20 protein-coding genes are annotated in these 19,677 nt (G+C 46.8%); 4 read left to right on the forward strand and 16 right to left on the reverse strand.

All coding sequences use genetic code 11. From position 1 onward, the window contains the following. Nucleotides 1–3 precede the first annotated feature (3 nt). Both M654_RS18170 and M654_RS18175 read left to right on the forward strand, forming a co-directional pair. Nucleotides 4–648 carry an acetoin utilization AcuB family protein gene (locus M654_RS18170; RefSeq protein WP_026588280.1) on the forward strand — a complete coding sequence of 215 codons (645 nt, stop codon included), beginning with the start codon at nucleotides 4–6 and terminating at the stop codon, nucleotides 646–648. Next, nucleotides 645–1,805 (forward strand): acetoin utilization protein AcuC, encoded by a 1,161-nt coding sequence (locus tag M654_RS18175; RefSeq protein ID WP_026588281.1) that lies wholly within the window; start codon nucleotides 645–647, stop codon nucleotides 1,803–1,805. Before M654_RS18170 ends, M654_RS18175 begins: the two co-directional genes overlap by 4 nt. 73 nt (nucleotides 1,806–1,878) lie before the next feature. Here the strand turns inward: M654_RS18175 and motS are convergent, their stop codons facing one another. The 13 genes from motS to M654_RS18240 form a co-directional block, all read right to left on the reverse strand. Then, entirely contained in the window at nucleotides 1,879–2,580 is a 702-nt protein-coding gene (gene motS / locus M654_RS18180; RefSeq protein ID WP_026588282.1) for a flagellar motor protein MotS, read from the reverse strand. After that, nucleotides 2,570–3,388 (reverse strand): flagellar motor protein MotP, encoded by an 819-nt coding sequence (gene motP / locus M654_RS18185; protein WP_026588283.1) that lies wholly within the window; start codon nucleotides 3,386–3,388, stop codon nucleotides 2,570–2,572. The genes motS and motP overlap by 11 nt, the downstream gene beginning before the upstream one ends. Before the next feature lie 90 nt (nucleotides 3,389–3,478). Next, complete coding sequence (gene ccpA, locus M654_RS18190; protein ID WP_026588284.1) at nucleotides 3,479–4,483, reverse strand: catabolite control protein A; 1,005 nt, start codon at nucleotides 4,481–4,483, stop codon at nucleotides 3,479–3,481. A gap of 313 nt (nucleotides 4,484–4,796) precedes the next feature. Beyond that, entirely contained in the window at nucleotides 4,797–5,873 is a 1,077-nt protein-coding gene (locus M654_RS18195) for a bifunctional 3-deoxy-7-phosphoheptulonate synthase/chorismate mutase (protein WP_026588285.1), read from the reverse strand. Between the two features lie 218 nt (nucleotides 5,874–6,091). Then, complete coding sequence (locus tag M654_RS18200; protein ID WP_026588286.1) at nucleotides 6,092–6,688, reverse strand: hypothetical protein; 597 nt, start codon at nucleotides 6,686–6,688, stop codon at nucleotides 6,092–6,094. A 174-nt stretch (nucleotides 6,689–6,862) separates the two neighbouring features. Continuing rightward, nucleotides 6,863–7,189: a bacillithiol system redox-active protein YtxJ gene (ytxJ, locus tag M654_RS18205; protein WP_026588287.1), complete on the reverse strand. Its 327-nt coding sequence runs from the start codon at nucleotides 7,187–7,189 to the stop codon at nucleotides 6,863–6,865. A gap of 20 nt (nucleotides 7,190–7,209) precedes the next feature. After that, entirely contained in the window at nucleotides 7,210–7,623 is a 414-nt protein-coding gene (locus tag M654_RS18210) for a YtxH domain-containing protein (protein WP_026588288.1), read from the reverse strand. Continuing rightward, nucleotides 7,624–8,049 (reverse strand): DUF948 domain-containing protein, encoded by a 426-nt coding sequence (locus M654_RS18215; RefSeq protein WP_026588289.1) that lies wholly within the window; start codon nucleotides 8,047–8,049, stop codon nucleotides 7,624–7,626. Between the two features lie 167 nt (nucleotides 8,050–8,216). Beyond that, a complete protein-coding gene (gene murC, locus M654_RS18220; RefSeq protein WP_026588290.1) occupies nucleotides 8,217–9,515 on the reverse strand; it encodes a UDP-N-acetylmuramate--L-alanine ligase in 1,299 nt (432 codons plus the stop codon). 261 nt (nucleotides 9,516–9,776) lie between these two features. Next, complete coding sequence (locus M654_RS18225) at nucleotides 9,777–12,572, reverse strand: DNA translocase FtsK (protein WP_026588291.1); 2,796 nt, start codon at nucleotides 12,570–12,572, stop codon at nucleotides 9,777–9,779. A gap of 187 nt (nucleotides 12,573–12,759) precedes the next feature. Then, complete coding sequence (gene ytpR / locus M654_RS18230) at nucleotides 12,760–13,365, reverse strand: YtpR family tRNA-binding protein (protein WP_026588292.1); 606 nt, start codon at nucleotides 13,363–13,365, stop codon at nucleotides 12,760–12,762. A gap of 21 nt (nucleotides 13,366–13,386) precedes the next feature. After that, nucleotides 13,387–14,193, reverse strand: a complete 807-nt coding sequence (locus tag M654_RS18235) for a DUF1444 domain-containing protein (protein WP_026588293.1) — start codon at nucleotides 14,191–14,193, stop codon at nucleotides 13,387–13,389. 19 nt (nucleotides 14,194–14,212) lie between these two features. Continuing rightward, nucleotides 14,213–14,533: a thioredoxin family protein gene (locus M654_RS18240; RefSeq protein ID WP_026588294.1), complete on the reverse strand. Its 321-nt coding sequence runs from the start codon at nucleotides 14,531–14,533 to the stop codon at nucleotides 14,213–14,215. 300 nt (nucleotides 14,534–14,833) lie between these two features. Between M654_RS18240 and M654_RS18245 the strand changes: the two genes are divergently transcribed. Beyond that, the gene (locus M654_RS18245) at nucleotides 14,834–15,280 is read left to right on the forward strand and encodes a YtoQ family protein (RefSeq protein ID WP_026588295.1); all 447 of its coding nucleotides are present in this window, start codon (nucleotides 14,834–14,836) and stop codon (nucleotides 15,278–15,280) included. A 29-nt stretch (nucleotides 15,281–15,309) separates the two neighbouring features. On the opposite strand, the gene M654_RS18250 is transcribed toward M654_RS18245, so the two are convergent. Further along, nucleotides 15,310–16,383, reverse strand: a complete 1,074-nt coding sequence (locus M654_RS18250; protein ID WP_026588296.1) for a M42 family metallopeptidase — start codon at nucleotides 16,381–16,383, stop codon at nucleotides 15,310–15,312. A 138-nt stretch (nucleotides 16,384–16,521) separates the two neighbouring features. On the opposite strand from M654_RS18250, the gene M654_RS18255 reads away from it, so the two are divergent. Continuing rightward, nucleotides 16,522–16,836, forward strand: coding sequence for a hypothetical protein (locus M654_RS18255; protein WP_026588297.1), 315 nt, complete (start codon nucleotides 16,522–16,524; stop codon nucleotides 16,834–16,836). A 28-nt stretch (nucleotides 16,837–16,864) separates the two neighbouring features. On the opposite strand, the gene M654_RS18260 is transcribed toward M654_RS18255, so the two are convergent. Next, nucleotides 16,865–18,580 (reverse strand): NAD-dependent malic enzyme, encoded by a 1,716-nt coding sequence (locus M654_RS18260; protein WP_442858852.1) that lies wholly within the window; start codon nucleotides 18,578–18,580, stop codon nucleotides 16,865–16,867. A 59-nt stretch (nucleotides 18,581–18,639) separates the two neighbouring features. Then, nucleotides 18,640–19,485 carry a YtnP family quorum-quenching lactonase gene (locus M654_RS18265; RefSeq protein ID WP_026588299.1) on the reverse strand — a complete coding sequence of 282 codons (846 nt, stop codon included), beginning with the start codon at nucleotides 19,483–19,485 and terminating at the stop codon, nucleotides 18,640–18,642. Nucleotides 19,486–19,677: the final 192 nt, after the last annotated feature.

The following is a 19,677-nucleotide window of genomic DNA, read 5'->3' on the forward strand; positions in this document are numbered from 1 at the left end:
AATATGATTGTTGAAAAGATCATGAAAAGGGATGTTGTGACGCTTTCCAGAACAGATACGATCGAAGAAGCGATCAGGCGGATGCGGATGTTCCATATCAAGCACCTGCCTGTCATCAATGAACGAGGCACTGTCGTAGGCATCGTCACCGACAGGGATGTGAAGACGGCAGCCCCGAGCATCTTTAGTCAAGGCAGCTCCGCAGAGGAACTGCAAAAGCCTGTTGACCTGATCATGTCAAAAGAAGTGGTCACAGGACATCCGCTTGATTTCGCCGAGGAGATATCCGCTGTGTTTTTCGAACATGATATCGGCTGTCTCCCGATCGTGAAAAACGGAAAGCTCGTCGGCATCGTGACAAAGTCAGATTTGCTTCATACACTTGTTCAGCTGACAGGCGCTCATCATCCAGGGTCGCATATCGAAATTAAAACCCGTGATATCGCGCAGAGCCTCGCCGATATCAGCGCGATATTCAAAAAGCGCCAAATCGGGATTTTGAGCGTACTCGTATATCCAGGCGATGAAGAAAGTTCGAACATTCTCGTTTTTCGCGTGCAGACAATGAACCCCGCCTCCATCATAAAAGACGTGAAGTCAAAAGGGCATCAGGTGCTCTGGCCGGCTGAACAAAGGGAACAGCTATGAAGGACAGCGTGTTTATTTTCTCTCCCTCCTACCAAACCTATCAATTTCATCAAGACCATCCATTCAACCAGCTCAGAGTGTATGTGACATACGATCTTCTGGGCGCCATGGACGCATTCGAACAAGGGGAGATCATCCCTCCGCGCATGGCGTCGGAATCCGAGCTCGCACTCGTTCACACAAGCGATTACATCAGCGCCGTCAAGCTGGCCGGGGCGGGGAAACTGCCGGCCGCTGAAAGCGAAAACTACGGTCTTGGAACAGAAGATACGCCCGTATTTGCCGGCATGCATGAAGCCGCCTCTCTTTTGGTCGGAGGAACACTGACAGCCGCCGACTATGTGATGACGGGAAAAGCCAAACACGCCCTTAATCTGGGTGGCGGGCTTCACCACGGATTCAGAGGGAGAGCATCGGGTTTTTGCGTTTACAACGACAGCTCAGTCGTTATTCGCTACTTACAGAAAAAATACCACGCCAGAGTGCTATACATTGATACAGACGCCCATCACGGAGACGGTGTGCAATTCACGTTTTATGATGACCCTTCGGTCTGCACGGTATCGATTCATGAAACCGGCCGCTATCTTTTCCCAGGAACGGGCCAGGTTCAGGAACGGGGTCATGGGAAAGGTTATGGATATGCTTTTAACATCCCGCTTGATGCGTTCACTGAAGATGAATCTTTTCTGGACTCCTACCGAACGGCTGCGGCTGAAATCGCTGAATTCTTCAAACCGGATGTCATTTTGACGCAAAACGGGGCTGACGCTCATTACTATGACCCGCTCACACACTTATGCACAACGATGAGGATTTACGAAGCGATTCCAAAGCTCGCCCATGAATTGGCGCATGCCCACTGCAGCGGAAGATGGATTGCCGTCGGCGGGGGCGGCTATGATATTTGGCGGGTCGTGCCAAGGGCATGGGCAAGAATTTGGCTTGAAATGAAAGGGATCAAAGCTGAGGGGAACCTGCCTGAAAAATGGCTGAAAAGATGGGAAAAGCAAGCATCGGTCCCGCTCCCTGGAAAATGGTGTGATCCCGAAGCATTATATCCTCCGATTCCCAGAAAAGCGGAAATTACAGAAAAAAACGCGCAAACCGTAGCAAAAGCTCTTTTCCCGATTCGCTCTGCCCGGCGGATGATGTAGCCGACTGAAAGACCCGGAATTTCTTTTATCGATCGCGTAAAACATAAAACAAGCCTTGCTTGCGGCAAGGCCTTTATTTCTTTTGGTTCAGTTTTCCAATTACGATCTCGACACGCCTGTTTTCTTTCATATGGCTTTCGGTGCGGTTGTCCCTGACCGGTTTTGTATCCGCATAGCCGACGGCTGTAAACCTGGAAGAATCGAGTTTTTCTTTTTCCGTGAAGTACCCGATCACAGTGCTCGCTCTGGCTGCAGAAAGCTCCCAGTTGGAAGGAAAACGGTAAGTGGAAATCGGCCTGCTGTCTGTATGCCCCTCTACACTGATCGGATTGGACACCGTTTTGAGCAAAATGGCGATTTTATCGAGGACAGGGTAAGCCTTATCTTTGATATCCGCTTTTCCCGAATCAAAGAGCACCGCTTCCTGAAGGACAAGAATGACGCCGCGGTCATCACGTTTAGCTGTAATCGTGCCGGACAGCTGATTTTTTTCAATATAGTCATTGATTTTCTTTAACATATCATCTTCGCTTTTGGCCGCTTTTTTCGAATGACGATCATGGCTCTCCACTGTGTGCTCCGCGGCGGACTTTCCATCGGCTCTCTCCTGAAACGAACCTACGGCCGCTTTAAATTTATTTAAATCGATTTGCGACATCGAAAACAGCAGAATAAAGAACACGAGAATCAGCGTAATCAGATCCGAAAACGTGATGATCCAGTTTGACGATTTGCGGCCGGGTTCACGCTTTCTTCTCTCATGCCTAAGCTTCATGAGCCGTACCCTTTTGCTTCGTGTTTTCCGCCTGCTTTTTTCTCCACTCTTCCTTGGAGCCGAAAACGACAAGCTGGCTTTCAAGGTTGCGCGGATTTCTTCCCGATTGAATGCCGATGATGCCTTCTATCATCACCTGCTTCTTGAAGATTTCATTTTCCGTCTTTTCTTCAAGCTTCGCGGCGATCGGAATAAACAGCATGTTGGACAGAAGCGATCCGTAAAGCGTCGTCAAAAGGGCGATGGCCATGTTCGGCCCGAGAGTTTCAGGTTTGTTCAGATTTTTTAGCATCATCACAAGCCCCACGAGGGTACCGATCATTCCCCATGCAGGTGCAAACTCCCCCGCTTTTTCAAAGATTCTCCTTCCCTTTCTGTGCCTTTCTTCCATCGCTGCGATTTCGGCGTTCATCACATTGCGGATTGTCTCCTCATCCCAGCCGTCAATAGCCAAGAGAAGGCCCTTTTTTAAAAACGGATCTTTCATTTCATTCACATCAGCGTCAAGCGATAATATGCCTTGCTTGCGCGCCTGTTCGGAAAGAGTGACAAAGGTTTTGACCAGATTCCGCACATCGTCATCTTCCGAAATAAACACCTGCTTCAATACAGATGGGGCTTTTTTTAAGTCTTTTGGAGAAAAACTGATGAATACAGCTGCACATAATCCGCCCGTCACGATAAAAAAGGACGTTAAATCGATAAATGAATAAAAACCGGAAAGACCCGCTCCCGAGACAACGCCGATCACCAAAATGAAAATGCCTAAAATCAAGCCGACCGGTGTCAGATAATCAAATCGTTTCATATTTCATTCTCTCCAGCTCATGGAAAAGAAAGCAAGGCATCCGTGTCAAAAGCCCGCGGATACTTGCTTTCTTTTCTTGGTTTGTTATGTTTAAGATGTAGTTGATTGTCTTAATTCAATTCGGTGCGGAAGCTGGACAATGTGCTCTTCGACCTCTTCCTTGTTCATCAGTTTTGTCAAAAGTCTCATGGCCACTGCACCGATGTCATACGTCGGCTGCACGACTGTTGTGAGCTGCGGACGAACCATTAGTGAAAGCCTTGTATTGTCAAATCCGATGACCTCAAGATCGTCCGGAATGGAAAGACCTTTGTCCTGAGCGGCATGAATAATGCCAAGCGCCATTTCATCGGTGGCCGAAAGAATCGCCGTCGGTTTTTCATCGAGCTTCATCAGCGATTCGAGTGCTTCCATACCGGAATCGTACGTATAATCGCCTTCTGCGAGATATTCTTCTTTAAAGTCGATCCCTTGATCCTGAAGCGCTCTTTTGAAGCCTTGGAGCTTCTTGGCTTTATTGATCGGCTCCAAGAGCGGTCCTGAAACAAACGCCAAGCGCTTATGGCCTTTTTCAATCATCATGCTTGCAGCATCATATATGGCCTGTTCATAGTCGATGGCAACGGACGGCGTCTCTCCTTTCTCTTCGACAGACGCGGCAAGAACGATCGGCACCGGTGAACGCTTGAATTCTTCAACATGTTCTTCTGTAACATTCCCGCTCATAAAGACGATTCCATCGACTTGCTTTCCAAGCATCGTGTTGAGCAGGTGCAGCTCTTTGTCCATATTTTGGTCAGAGTTGCTTAAAATAATGTTGTATTTATACATTGTGGCAATATCTTCGATTCCCCGGGCAAGCTCTGAATAAAAGATGCTTGAAATATCGGGGATGATCACGCCGACGGTCGTTGTTTTCTTGCTCGCCAGTCCTCTTGCGACGGCATTTGGACGATATCCGAGGCGCTCGATTGCTTCAAGCACCTTTTTCCTCGTTGTCGGCTTCACATTCGGATTGCCGTTGACAACCCGTGAAACCGTCGCCATACTTACATTTGCTTCCCGTGCTACATCATATATTGTCACATTACTCATTTTTACCACTCCTTCAACTGGGTACACTTTTCTTATTCTATAGCATAAACATTTTCATGTAGAGAAATGTCAAAATGTAATACTTTATGTAAAATAAACAGATCACCAGTTTACATTATTTTTCATAATTGTTCAAAGCATAAGCTCTCTTCTGAAATTATACACGGTTTTACCTAATATGAAAACGTTCCCTTTATTTTTATAATTAATTTAAATAGAAAAAAACAGCTTTTTAATTAAAAATAAGAAATTTTTTCGACAATTTGCACATAAAAAAGGACCGCTGTGCGCGGTCCTAAATGAAATGAGCGGCTTATGCCTTTACTTGTACAAGCGGCTTCAATTCGTTCAGCCACTTTTCAAATGTCGGAATATCCATTTGCTGAGCGGAGTCGGATAGTGCGACTGAAGGATCAGGGTGAACCTCGGCCATTACGCCGTCAGCTCCGATCGCAAGCGCTGCTTTTGCCGTAGGGAGCAGGAGATCGCGGCGTCCTGTTGAATGAGTGACATCAACGAATACCGGAAGATGCGTTTCCTGTTTAAGAATCGGCACCGCAGAAATGTCCAGGGTGTTTCTCGTCGCCGTTTCATACGTTCTAATGCCGCGCTCGCAAAGGATGATCTGGTCATTTCCTTGAGACATGATGTACTCCGCTGCATTGATGAATTCCTTCAATGTTGCAGCAAGTCCGCGTTTTAGGAGAACAGGTTTTTTCACAGATCCGGCCGCTTTCAAGAGCTCAAAGTTTTGCATATTGCGGGCGCCGATCTGAATAACATCGATGTAATCGAGCGCCTCTTCGATATGCTGCGGATTCACGATTTCACTGATCACCGCCAGATCATATTCATCAGCAACACGCTTCAAAATCTGCAAGCCTTCAACACCGAGGCCTTGGAAATCGTACGGGCTTGTACGCGGTTTGAAGGCTCCGCCGCGCAGCAGCTTCAAGCCTTGTTTTTTAGCCGCCGCTGCTACTTCTGCGACTTGCTCATAGCTTTCAACTGCACAAGGACCGACGATGAATCTTTGCTCGCCGTCACCGATTTTTTCGCCTTTCAGGTCGACAATCGTATTTTCCGGCTTTTTCTTCCGGGAAACCAGCAGCGCTTTGCTGTGATCATCTTCCTGTAATTCAAGCCCCGCTTTGAAAATTTCTTTGAAAATATGCTGGATTGTAGAATCCTCAAACGGGCCGTCATTATTTTCAATAATGCTGTTCAGCATCGTTCTTTCCCTGACTGGATCATAGCGGTTAATCCCTTGCGCTTCCTTCGCTTTTCCAATCTCTTGGACGATCCTGCCCCTCTCGTTAATCAGCTTTAAAATCTGCAAGTTTAATTCGTTCGCCTGCTGCCTCAGCAAATCAAGTTCAGTGTTGCTCATGTTATTCATCCTTTCTTTTTGGCTTCACCCTATATGAGAATAAAAATGATTCAGGTTGATTAGGGTTAATTATAAACAATGTTTACTGAAATGTCACGAAAAAATTCTTTATTACCCAAACGCTTTTAAGCGATAAAGTATTATATGCGCTTTCATCGTTGTTGTGTAGGTTTTTGATCGAAAATTTTACAAAAAAAAAAGAATCCATGCATGATTCTTTAACTTGATTGTTTATATAATCGCTGTATCTCGGTTTCTACGGCAAAAACCCGCTGATTGAGAGCGGCGCTCTTAACATCGACGTATTCAGTAATGTTGTCCGTATAGCGCCCGATGCTTTCAATGATATTTTTTTGCAGCAGCTCCTGCCCTTTTTTCAAGTCTTTAACATCTGTTTCAAGGCGGTTCAGGCGCTGATCTACTCCGTCAAAGCGCTTGTCCATTTTATTCAGGCGCTGATCTACTCCGTCAAAGCGCTTGTCCATTTTATTCAGACGCTGGTCTACTCCGTCAAAACGCTTATCCACTTTATTCAGACGCTGGTCTACTCCGTCAAAGCGCTTGTCCATTTTATTCAGACGCTGGTCTACTCCGTCAAAGCGCTTGTCCATTTTATTCAGACACTGATCTACTCCATCAAAACGCTGGTCCATTTTATTCAGACGCTGGTCTACTCCATCAAAGCGCTTGTCCATTTTATTCAGGCGCTGGTCCATTTCATTCAGACAATGATCAATTTTGTCTAGTCGTTGATTGACTGGGTTTAGCTCTTCCTTTAGGACAGATTGAAGCATATCCTTTAATTCGCTGTTCACCACTTCACCTCCCGCTTGTTTTATTATATCGTAGTCCAACGGTACTCACTATGCATCTTGGTAAAAAGGCATTTCTAAGAGGTAAAAGGTGAAAAGACCAGTAAAAAAGACCAAAACGCTGGATGCGATTCGGTCTTTTTGATTACGATTATGTTGTATTCGGCTTCAAAAAGCCTATTGGCTGTTTGCTTCAAGCGCCGGCTCGGTAATTTGTGAATGGGAGGCATGCCATTTGACTTTGCCATCTGTAAAAATAATCGCTTGAGGGCTTTCATGCTTAATCCCGTACCGTTCAGCAATATAATTTGAGAGCGGACGGCTTTCCTGCACCTTCAGATAATAGGCGGGAATGTCTTCATGATGTTCGGCGAAAGCATTAAATTCCTCGAAGGCGCGCCTGCTGATCGGACATGTTGTGCTGTGCTTCAAAAAGACAAACGTGCCGTCCGATTCTTCAAGCCGTCTAAATTCGTCCTCTGTTTGAATGAGCTGCTTCGACATGGTGAACTCCCTTTCCGTATTTATTTCTGGACTGTGTCCGCTGGTTCTGCTTCACTTTTCATTTCGTTTTCAGCGACCTCTGCTGTTTCTTCGATTGCGGATGAAGCTTCCTCCTTCATCTCATCCGCTTTATCGGCACCCTTGCTCCGCAGATCTTTGACTTTCTCCATAAGCTGTGAGGATTGATCCGCCATGAGCTGTGAAATCGAAGATGTCTTCTCCTTTGCGAGGCTGACATATTCGGAACCTTTTTCTCTCGCTTCATTTGTCAGTCTTTCGGTTTTGTCTTTAAGAACAGCGGCCTGCTGACCGATATCGCCGCGAAGCTCTTTTCCCGACTTCGGCGCCAGAAATAAGGCCGTTGCCGCACCGATGATGCCTCCTACAAATGTCCCGATGAGAAAATCTTTAGCATTCATTCCTTCTTTACTCATTTATGATTCCTCCTTCATCTTCTTTCGCTTCCATTTATTCCAAATTTCCAAAGCTGCATTGCTCCAGCTGACAACTTGAGAAATTTTTTCACGGTTTTCTTCCGCGGCGGTTGCAACCGAATCAGACACCTGCTGTATGGAGCTGTTAAACTGTCTGACAGAAGTTCCGACTTCCTGAACTGCATCAACAACACGATTCAATTTCAACGATTTTTCCTGAATATCCTCCGCAAGACGGTTTGTTTTATGAAGGAGCTCTGTAGTTTCTGCCGTAATGCCCTTCATCTGACCTTCAAGTCCTTCTAAGGTTGAAGCGACATGTTTCAGCGTCATTTGCAGCGATTTTAGCATTTTTGATAAATAGATTACTAAAATGAAAAAAGCGATGGCAATAAGTGCGGCGCTTAAATAAAGAATAATTATCATCATATCCTCCTTAAAGCTTCCGGGCTTACAGTTGATGTTTACCCATTTGGCCAACTTGTAAACCCCTTTGTATATTTTTTTCTACACATCCGGGTGAATTCCTTTAACAATTGCTTCGTCGATATGTACAAAAAAGCAGCGGATCGACTCACACTGCCTTTTTTATCTTATGCTAAAACATTTTCATATGCTCTCAGATATTTCTGAATGTCTCCTGCACCCATAAAAATTAAGACTCCGTTTTCATGCTCTTTTAAAATGGATGTGTCATTTTCATCAATCAGCTTCGCGTGAGCGATTTTTTCCTGAAGGTCACCGATCGTCAGCTTGCCTGCATTTTCACGGGCTGATCCAAAAATGTCGCAGAGATAGACATAATCGGCTTTCTTCAGGCTTTCGGCAAATTCCTCAAGAAAAGACTGTGTCCGTGTAAAAGTGTGCGGCTGAAATACGGCGACAATGTCGCGTTCCGGATACTTTTGCCTTGCAGCTTCAATCGTCACCTTGATTTCGGTCGGGTGATGGGCATAATCGTCAATCAGCACTTGATTTCCGATGATTTTTTCGTTAAATCTCCGTTTTACGCCGCCAAAGGTTGTAAGCCCTTCTTTAATAATGTCGACATCCACTTGCTCGTAATGGCATAGGGCGATGACAGCCAAAGCGTTCAGAACGTTGTGGTTTCCGTATGCCGGTATATAGAATGTGTCATAGAATGTATTTCTGACGAAAACGTCGAAGGTTGTGCCTTCAGTGTTTTTGATGACATTTCTCGCCTGAAAGTCGTTTTCCTCGGCAAAGCCGTAGTAGACGACCGGAACGTTGGCATGGATCTTCATCAAATACTCGTCGTCACCGCAGGCGATAATTCCCTTGTTCACCTGAAGAGCCATCGTTTGGAACGCGTCGAATACATCATCGATATTGGTGAAATAGTCAGGGTGGTCAAAATCGATATTTGTCATGATGGCATAATCCGGCTGGTAGCTCAGGAAGTGCCTCCGGTATTCACAGGCTTCAAGGACGAAATACTCGCTGTTTTCGCTGCCTTTTCCCGTACCGTCTCCGATCAAATAAGATGTCGGTTTTGCTTTCTGGATCACATGGGACAGAAGTCCTGTCGTTGAAGTTTTGCCATGTGCTCCTGTTACAGCGATGCTCGTGAACTTTTTCAGATAGTCACCGAGAAATTTATGGTATCGCACGACAGGCAGTCCTTCGGCATGCGCTTTTTCGATTTCGGGATGAGTGTCGGGAAAGGCATTCCCGGCAATAACGGTCATTCCCGGCTTAATGTTTTCCGGGTCAAATGGAAAAACAGGAATGTTTCTTTCTTCCAACGCATTTTGTGTAAAAATATACTTTTCGATATCCGATCCTTGGACAGTATATCCATTATCATGGAGTATTTGGGCAAGCGGACTCATACCTGTCCCTTTTATTCCGACAAAATGATAAACAGTCATAATTGTACCTCCAACAAACGTCTATCTGCTTTCCAGTATATGACGCCTATTTCAATTTGCAACCTAAAGCCCGGCCGCATCAATTTTTATTCTTAGTGTGAACTATATTCATTATCAGGCATTTTTAAGAGTGAATAAACCCGTTACTTGAATGATTTTTTCATCCTTTCGGCAAAGCTCTTAAAAACCGATTAAAACGCCGCAAGCGGCGCTTTCATACGCGGCGCTCTAAAAAAGCGCCCATCAGCTATCATACCACGTTTAGCTGAAAAGTGAACTACTTTCTATGAGCTGTTCCAGATCTGCCTTTGTAATCAGCACTTCTCTCGGCTTGCTTCCTTTTGCTTCCGAGATCATGCCTTCGCTTTCCATCATATCGATTAATCTGGCGGCTCTGTTGTAGCCGATGCGGAAACGCCGCTGCAGGCTTGAGGTGCTGGCGCTGTTTTGTTCCACGGCAAATTCGCATGCTTCAAGAAACAGTTCGTCCTGATCAAACCCAGCCGGATTCTGTCTGATTAATTCTTCCTGTTCAAATAAATAGGACGGTTTCTGCTGCTTTCTGACATGTGAGACGACCCGGTCGATTTCATGGTCGGACACAAAGTTGCCTTGAAGGCGGACCGGTTTTCCGGACCCGTTCTCCAAGAAGAGCATATCCCCTTTTCCAAGCAGCTTTTCCGCTCCAGCCATATCGATAATCGTTCTGGAATCGACGCCGCTGGAAACGGAAAACGCGATTCTGGTTGGAATATTAGCTTTAATTAAGCCGGTGATGACGTCGACAGAAGGCCGCTGTGTCGCGATCAAAAGGTGGATGCCGCAGGCTCTGGCTTTTTGTGCGATCCGGCAGATGCTTTCCTCGACTTCATTTGGCGCAACCATCATTAAATCGGCAAGCTCATCAATTACGACGACAAGATACGGAAGCTTTTCACCCATTTTCGTGTCGCGAACCTTTTCGTTGAAGCGCTCGATTTCCCGGACACCGGAATGAGCAAATAATTCGTAGCGCCGCTCCATTTCTTCAACAACCCATTTCAAAGCAGCAGTGGCCGCTTTTGCATCTGTAATGACAGGGCTGACGAGATGCGGAATTTCATTGTACGGCGCAAGCTCAACCATCTTAGGGTCGATGAGCAGAAGCTTGACATCAGTCGGCGCCGCTTTAAACAGCAGGCTGACTAAAATCGTGTTGATACAGACGCTTTTCCCTGATCCTGTGGCGCCTGCGATCAATCCGTGAGGCATTTTTTTCAGATCGGCCACAACCGGTTTTCCGGAAATGTCGAGCCCTAGTGCCGCCGTCAGAGGGGACGGATTCGTTCTGAATTCCGAGCTGCGAACCATTTCGCGCAAATAAACCATTTTGCTATGTAAGTTGGGTACTTCGATTCCGATTGTATTCTTTCCCGGAATCGGCGCTTCGATGCGAATATCTTTCGCTGACAGGCTGAGCTTAATATCATCCGAAAGATTTGTGATTTTATTGACTTTCACTCCTGGTTCAGGATGCACTTCAAACCTCGTCACAGATGGGCCTTGTGTGACATGTACGACATTGGCTTTAACATTGAAGTTTTCAAGCGTCACATCCAAGAGCTCGCGCTGCTCGTTTATCCATACATGGTCATCCTGCTTTTGGGCAGGAGGCACATCAAGCAGAGACAGGTTCGGGAACTGATAACCGGAAGGTGTCTTCTCTTTCTGCTTATCTGTCGGAAGCATCATCACATTAAACGGCACGGCGCCTTGGCTCGGTTTTGAGGTGTGTTTTACTTCCGGTTTGTGCGGTACTGTTGGAGAATGTTCCGCTTTTTCGGCTATTGGCTGCTCATCTTGAGCCTCGCTGTCCGCATGATCAACATCTCGGGCTTGATCTTGTGCCGCGGTCTGTTCATTCTGCTCATCCGCATAGGGCTCTACGCCTTGTTCAGGTGCGGCTGATTCTTCTAGCCCGCTGGTCTGCACTTCATCCTCGAAAAACACCGCTTCCCCGGCGTATATTGCTGTTTCACCTGTCTCCGCCGGACCAGCCGATTCGGCGGACGCTTCCCGCCATTCATCTGCTGCAGGTGATTGCGCATCTTCGTAAAAGCTCCGGTTCTTTTCGGCTTCTTCTGTTAACGGGAGAGCGATATCTTCGGCTTCTTCTTCCGCGCCGACCGGTTCATCTATATCGTGCGGCACAGATTTTTCTTCGTTTCCTTCTGAATGCGGTTCTCTTCCCATGCCGTCAGGGTTCTCTTGGACACTGATTTGCGGTACAGACTGTTCTTCCGTTCCTTCTGGTTCTCCGCTTTCTGCCGGCTGTTCCATACCGGCCGGCGGTTCCTGCACGCTGATTGGCGGCTCAGGCTCAGGTTTTTCTTTCGTTCGTTCCGGCCCTGGACCGCCTTTTTCTGCACGTTTCTCCATGGGTGCATGCGGCTCCTGCATGCTGACTTGCTCCATCGTGCTTTCCTTATCGAAAAAATTCCGGCTTTTTTCAGTTGCTTTCGGGCGTAACTGCGGATCGTTTGCAAAAGGCGTTGGATCCGTTCCGGCCGGCTGCTCTGGCATTGGCGGTTTGCTTTCGGCGAAGTTCTGCTGATTTTTGATTTCTTCACTAAAAAGCGTTACACCTTTTTGCCTTTGACCGCCGTATGTATTGTTTTTGGCCAAATCATTCGGTCTGGCCCTTTTTTGCTCGTTAAAGCCATAAACCGGTGAAGGTATGACAGAGGGTCTAAACGGCTTTTTGGCCGTTTGTTCCGCTCCTTTGGCCGCATGGTTGGTCTTTGGCTGATAGGCTGAAGGCCGGCTGCTGGTGCGGCGGTTCCTTGTATGGCGCCCTTCGTTTTGTTCCCTTTGCGGGGACTTTTGGTCAGGTATGACCGGAAAGCGGAATTTTCCCTTTGGGTATTCATAAACAACTTTTGCATCCGCGATTTGCGGCATTTCTTCATTTTCTTCAAAAGACGAATCCGACATGGTTTGCTCTGTCTGGTTCGTCTGTTTTTCACTATTTTCATCATCGCCTAAAAACAGGCTGAACATTTTATTAAACCAGCTCATGAATCATCACTCTCTAACTCCCTTATATTTTTCGGGGACGATTTTTAGTATACCACTGCTTCATCAGTCAGAAAAGGACAAGGTCATCCTAATCCGTTTCGTCCGCCGAATAAAAAAACCGCTAAGTTTGGCTACCCAGCGGCTTCTTTTTACATGTATTCGAAAGTTTGTTTCATTTTATGCCGTTTTAAAATGTGAAGGCTTCCCCTGTCTGATGACTGTCATCAAGGACGAGGATTCCTTTTTCCTTCGGTGCATCGGGAAGGTTCAGTTCTTTTGCCGAGCAGATCATGCCGCTTGACGCCACACCCCGAAGCTCTGCATCTTTGATGATCATACCGCTTGGCATCACAGCTCCCACTTTGGCGACGACGACTTTCTGTCCGGCCTCGACATTCGGGGCACCGCAGACGATCTGCAATGTCTCGCTGCCGACGTTTACTTTGCAGACGCTTAATTTATCGGCGTTCGGATGTTTCTCTTTTTCCTCGACATAACCGACGACAAATTTTGGCGAAAGATCAACCGTCAGTTCATCTTTCAGACCGTTGCGGATCAATATTTCGTTCACATCCTGTACAAAGCTTTCAGAAAGAGCGATTGACCCGCTTTCCTCAAGACTTATATAGGATGAAGCGTTAAAAATGTTGTAGCCTGCCGTTTCTTTTGTGTCTTTATGAAAAATTTTGACGACATCTCCGTGGCGTTCAAAAGCGATATCTTCACGGGGAACATCTTGAAGGGCGATCAATAGCGTGTCGCCTACTCCTTCGCGGTTAAAAAAAACATTCATTGAAAAATTCCTTTCTAATCATTACTTTTTAGGGCGGTTTTTAGCGAGAATGAAAATCGGTTCGAGCTTTCCTTCTTCATATAAAAAAGAGAGCGCTGTGATCGGCACCGTGCCGTTTGCAAAAAAGCTCATCGACATTTGTCCGAGAATATCATACCCGCTGTTGTTGCGGATATCGGCGATGATCAGCACATCCTGATGAGGGACTGACACCGCAAGAGCACCCTGCGCTTTTTTTTCATATTCAGAGAGAATCGATTCATTTAAAACCCGGCTGGCATCGTAGCCGTCATTTGATCTGAAAAAGTAAAAATGGTTGCCTGCGACAACATCTTCTTTGACAACCGTGCGAAGCGAGCGGAGGTTGAACGACGCCGTCTCCCTGATTCTTTCCTTCGTCCAGCCCTCTTTTTCAAGCATGTTCTCATCAATGAGCCGATACGTATTGCCAAGATCAAGCGCATAATAAATTCTCGTCTCGGCTGTATGGTCATCGAAAATCAAGGGAATGCCGGCGCTGGACTTATCGGGGAATGACGTCGAGCGGATCACGGGATAAATCAGGCTTTCCCGGCCTTCCATCTCCTGTGACTGGCCTTTCATGGCATTGAGCGCTTCCTCCGTATAATAGACGACTTCGTCGATGGCTTCTTCTTTTTTCTGCTCCCATTTCGCGATAATGCCCGGAAGCTCAAGGGTGATGCCTTTTTTCGTGTGTTTATCCTCGATTCTCAGGCTATCTTTTTCCCTGTCAAAATGAAAGGCCCAGCTGTCATTTTGCAGGCGTTTTTTCAATATATCGGAAAGTTTCCTTGACGTCATTTTCATAGAGGAACTCTCCTTTCTGCTACTTGTTCAGAGAATCCGTCAAAAATTGCTCGATTTCCTCTTTCGTTTTTCGATCCTTGCTGACAAAGCGATTGATTTCGTTTCCGTCTTTGAATACGAGAAAGCTCGGAATTCCGAAAATGTCCCATTCAGCGCATGTGTCGATAAATTTGTCACGGTCGACATAGTAGAATGTGAACTCCGGATAGTTCGCCTCAAGCTCCGGCAAAAACGGTTCGACAAAACGGCAGTCAGGACACCAATCCGCCGAAAACATCAACAGGGACAAATCATCATTGACAGCTTTTTGCAATTCTTCATTAGACTCGATTTTTTTCAATTTACAACGCCTCCAATATATAATCTGATCATCCATTCGGATCATACCAGACAACCGGCTGTATAGCCAGACTTTTGCAACCTTCCGCAACAGATGAACGCTTCTTTATGTATCATACCCTTATGACGATTAGGCAACCTTACCTAACAGCCTACTTCATATCATTAGCATAATTTTTTTGCTTTATCAAGCCATCCTCGTTTAACATGGTGAATGAAAGGGTAAAAATATCCGTTAAGGCGCCGCAGCCATTAGCCGGGTCCGCTGCCCTATGAAAAATCAAAGTCAGGAGGAAGTTGTATGGAATTCATCGTTTATCTTGCCGGAGAAATACATAGCAACTGGCGCGAGGAAGTAAAGGAAAAGGCGAAATCTCTTAAACTGCCGATCACATTTGTAGGGCCGATGGAAAACCATGACCGTTCCGACAATATCGGCGAAGAAATTCTCGGAAAACAGGCCGATGCAATCGCTAAAGATGATGCTGCCTCCGATTTAAACAACTTTAGAACCTCAGTTTTAATGAACAAGGCGGATGTCGTCATCGCGCTTTTCGGAGAAAAATATAAACAATGGAATACAGCCATGGATGCGTCCTATGCGATCGCAAAGGGAAAACCGCTGATCATCATTCGTCCCGAGTCTCTCCACCATCCATTAAAAGAGCTGTCCAACAAAGCGAACATCACCGTTGAAACTGTAAACCAGGCGATCAAATCGCTGTCATACGTGTTCGAAAGCAAATAAAAGAAAAACCTGTGCATCTTGCACAGGTTTTAGTCGTTTTCGATGATTGACCTGACCAGGGAATCATCGCACACCTTCACCAGCTTGATGAGCAATTCTTTTGCCGCTTGATAGTCATCAACATGGATGATGGATGCTGATGTGTGGATGTACCTTGAACAGATGCCGATGACGGCTGAAGGGATGCCTTCATTTGAAATATGGACCCGCCCGGCGTCTGTTCCTCCCGGGGAAACAAAATATTGATAAGGAATGCCATTGGATTCAGCGGTATCAAGGACAAAATTCCTCATTTCGCTGTGCGTCACCATCGTCCGGTCGAAAATCCTGAGCAACGCTCCTTTTCCAAGCTGGCCAAATTGATGTTTGTCGCCGCTTGCATCATTTGCCGGGCTTGCATCCAGCGCGAAAAACAGATCCGGCTGAATCATATTGGCCGCCGTCTGGGCGCCTCTTGTTCCGACTTCTTCCTGTACGGTTGCCCCGGAGTAGAGCGTATTCGGGAGTTCTTCGCCTTGCAGCTCTTTCAGCAGTTCAATGCTTAACCCGCAGCCATAACGATTATCCCAGGCTTTCGCCAATATTTTCTTTTCATTAGCCATCGGGGTAAACGGACAGATCGGCACGATTTGCTGTCCCGGCCTGACACCGATTTTTTCGGCGTCTTCCCTGTCGTCCGCTCCGATATCAATCATCATGTTTTTAATGTCCATCGGCCGTTTTCGCTGTTCATCTGTTAAAAGGTGCGGAGGCGTGCTTGCGATCACACCTGGTATCGGCCCGTTTTCCGTATGAATTTCGACCCGTTGCGCCAAGAGAACCTGGCTCCACCATCCGCCGAGTGTTTGGAAGCGAAGCATGCCGTTGTCTGTAATCGATGTCACCATGAATCCCACTTCATCCATATGACCGGCCACCATAATTTTCGGGCCGCCTTTCCGGCCGTTTTTAACGCCGAATACGCTTCCGAGTCTGTCCTGAATGATCTCGTCTGCATATTTTTGGAGCTCTTTTTTCATGAAAGCCCGGACAAGATGTTCATTTCCGGGAGCTCCCGGAAGCTCCGTCAGCGTCTGAAAAAGCGTTTTCGTTTCCTGATTCATCAGTTTCCCTCATTTCATATGTATCTAGTTCACATTTTACATAAGTGTGCAGTATGTTTCCAGAAGAGAGCCCATTCTTAACATCAAAGGACATGTTCTGTATAATGGAAAAAAGAAGCTTTGGAGGTGCCAAAAATTATGAAATTGCGCCATTTTCTTCTCGGAGCCGGAATCGGCATCGCCGCAGCCGTCGTTGTCAAACAATATGTGATGACGCCTTATATTTCTTCAGAAAAGGCGCTCCGCATTGTCAAATCTGCTTTTAAGCAGAGAGGACCGATTGACGGCTCATGGATATATACCGTTCCAGAGTCATATACCGTAAACGGAGAAACCGTCATGGTGTATAAAACCGGCATTACCCGTTCCGTTTTTGGAGAGCTTGAGCAATATGAAGTCATGGTTGACGCTCAAACAGGAATGATCGTTGATGTGATTGACACGGCGGCATAAAAAGCTGCGGCAAAAAGGCCGCAGCTTTTTATATAGCGCGAATCGGCCGATAGACAGGATGCCACATAGCGTCCTGCACAGCCTGTATGACATCTTTCGGCTCTTCTTCTGCCACACCGTCCTGAACGGCCGCTTTGATGACCGCCGCTGCAACGGTTGCCGATACCGTCCGCAATTCCTCGACCTGCGGAAGCAACGCGGCACCGGGTCGGCCGGTATCAACCATATTCGCAATCGCTTCAGCGCTTGCGTAAAACATATTGTCGGTAATCCGCCGTGCTTTTGCAACAAGTGTGCCAAGTCCCAGCCCCGGAAAAACAAAAGCATTGTTCGCCTGGCCGATGACATATTCTGTACCGTCATATTCCACTGGATCAAACGGGCTACCGGTGGCTACAAGCGCCCGGCCTTCCGTCCATTTGATCAGGTCGATCGGCTTCGCCTCAGACAGCGGAGTCGGATTAGACATCGGAAATATCGCCGGCCTTTTGACATGAGCCGCCATTTCTTTAACAGTTTCTTCGGTGAATGCCCCAGATACGGTCGAAGTACCGATCAAAATTGTAGGCTGAACCTTTTTGACAACTTCAGCCAAATCAATCGTTTGCCCCGGTCCGTTTCGTTCAAACCCCTTGACTTCTTCGGCGAGCCTTGCATACGGCTTTTGCAGTTCCTGCAGATCGTCCATGTCGTCCGTCAGCAGTCCGTTCCGGTCCACACACCAAAAACGGCGGTAGGATTCTTCTTCTGACATCCCTTCCTTCAATAAAGCGGCACGAATCTGCTCGGCATTGCCGATACCGGCGGTACCCGCTCCAAATATGACGATTTTATGGTCTTTCAGCGGCATTTTCGATATTTTGACAGCCGCCAGCACCGCTGCAAGCGTGACAGCGCCCGTTCCTTGGATATCATCATTAAATGTGCATACCTTGTCTTGATATGTTTTTAAAATCCGGCGGGCGTTTTGCGTTCCGAAATCCTCCCAGTGCAGCAAGACACCCGGGAAAGTCTCGGTCGCAGTCTGAACATACTGTTCAATAAAGGAATCATAGCGCTCGCCCCTGATTCTAGAATGCTGGTTTCCGACATACAGCGGATCATTGAGAAGCTTTTCCTGATTCGTCCCGGCATCAATCACCACAGGCAGCACCCTGCTTGGATCAATGCCGGCTGCCGCGGTATATACGGCAAGCTTTCCGATAGAAATGGCGATGCCTCCTACACCCCAGTCCCCAATGCCGAGAATTCCTTCGGCATCTGTTGCAACAATCAACTCAATATGCCCCTTTTTGGCCGCCATGTTTTTAAAAGCCGTTTTCATGCCTTCCGGGTCATTGACAGATAAAAACAGGCCCCGCGGCTTTCTGTATTCATGGCTGTACTGCTGGATCGCCGTTCCGACAGTCGGGGTATATACGATCGGCAGCATTTCTTTCATATGATCATTCAGCAGCCTGTAAAATAAAACTTCATTCCGGTCATGAAGCGCCGTCAAATAGACGTTTTTGCTTAAGTCATCAGGCTGTGAACGGAATTGCTGATACGCCCGCTTCGCTTGCTCTTCAAGCGTCAGTACCTTCGGCGGAAGAAGCCCCGTCAGCCCCAGCGCTTTCCTTTCTTCGACAGTAAATGCAACCCCTTTGTTAAGGAAGGGGGTTGACAGGACTTCAAATCCCCTTAATTGTGTTTCGATGACTTGTTCATTCCCTTTTGTCTGGCTCACCCGTCTTCTTCCTTTCACATGTTCATTATCTATAGCATGTTTATCAATCGGGCAAACCATTCACCAAAAGCGCAAGCTTATCGTCTTTCTCTTTTCACGGATTCCGTGATATCGCCGTTTTCATCCCATTTTAAAGCTCTGTAAATGGCATCATGGTAAAAAATGTACCATGCATGTTGTTCAGCGGCTTTTTTCTGCCATGTTTGTTTTGCGGTGATCGATGTCATCGGATAATCATCATAAGCGAGCACCCACAAAGGATTCCGGTGGGCATGAGTCGGCATGATATCCGCCATATGAAGAGCCATTTCCCCCGAATCTTCGAGTGTGATGACAGAGTGGCCGTCGCTGTGGCCGCCTGTATGGTGCATTGTGATGCCTTCCAAAACCTCAAGTTTTTGTTCAAAGGTCTTCACTTGATGCTGAACCGCTTCCCAGTTTTCTTTCCAATATGTATTCTTGGAGCGGATATTCGGATTTTTCATTTCTTCCCATTCTATAGAGGATGTATATATTGCAGCATTCGGGAAAACGGAGACAAGATCATCTCCCTCATAGCGCGTCAATCCGCAGGCATGGTCAAAATGAAGATGTGTCATGAGAACAGCGTCAATATCCGCTGTTGAAAGCCCGATCGTCTGTAATGATTCGTCAATTGACGATTCCTCTGTCACACCATAGTTTCGTTTTTGTTTGTCCGTCAGTTTTCCGCGGCCGATTCCCGAATCAATCAGCAGCCTGGCCCCGTCCTTCTCCACAAGAATCGGATCTGTTCTAAGCTCAATCTGATTTTGGTCATTCGCGGCATATTTTTTCGACCAAAGCGGCTTCGGGACAACGCCGAACATGGCTCCCCCGTCCATATGTGTCACACCGCCGTTAAGCCATGTCAGCTTGATATCTCCAATGTTCAAAGTTTCCATCATCATCCCTCCTACATCTTATCGTAGCAAAAACAAATAAAAAAACAGACGGAACGGTAAGTTCGTTCGTTTTTTTAGTTTTTTTAGTCGTCCTTCCCTACCTTACTTACGACGTTCCGTTACCGTACCTTCGTTAGGTAAGTACGGTCCGGTTCGGTCCGGTTTCCGGTTTCGGGGCCGGAAAACTTTTTT

Source organism: Bacillus sp. NSP9.1, from assembly GCF_000465465.2.
GTDB lineage: Bacteria > Bacillota > Bacilli > Bacillales > Bacillaceae > Bacillus > Bacillus sonorensis_A.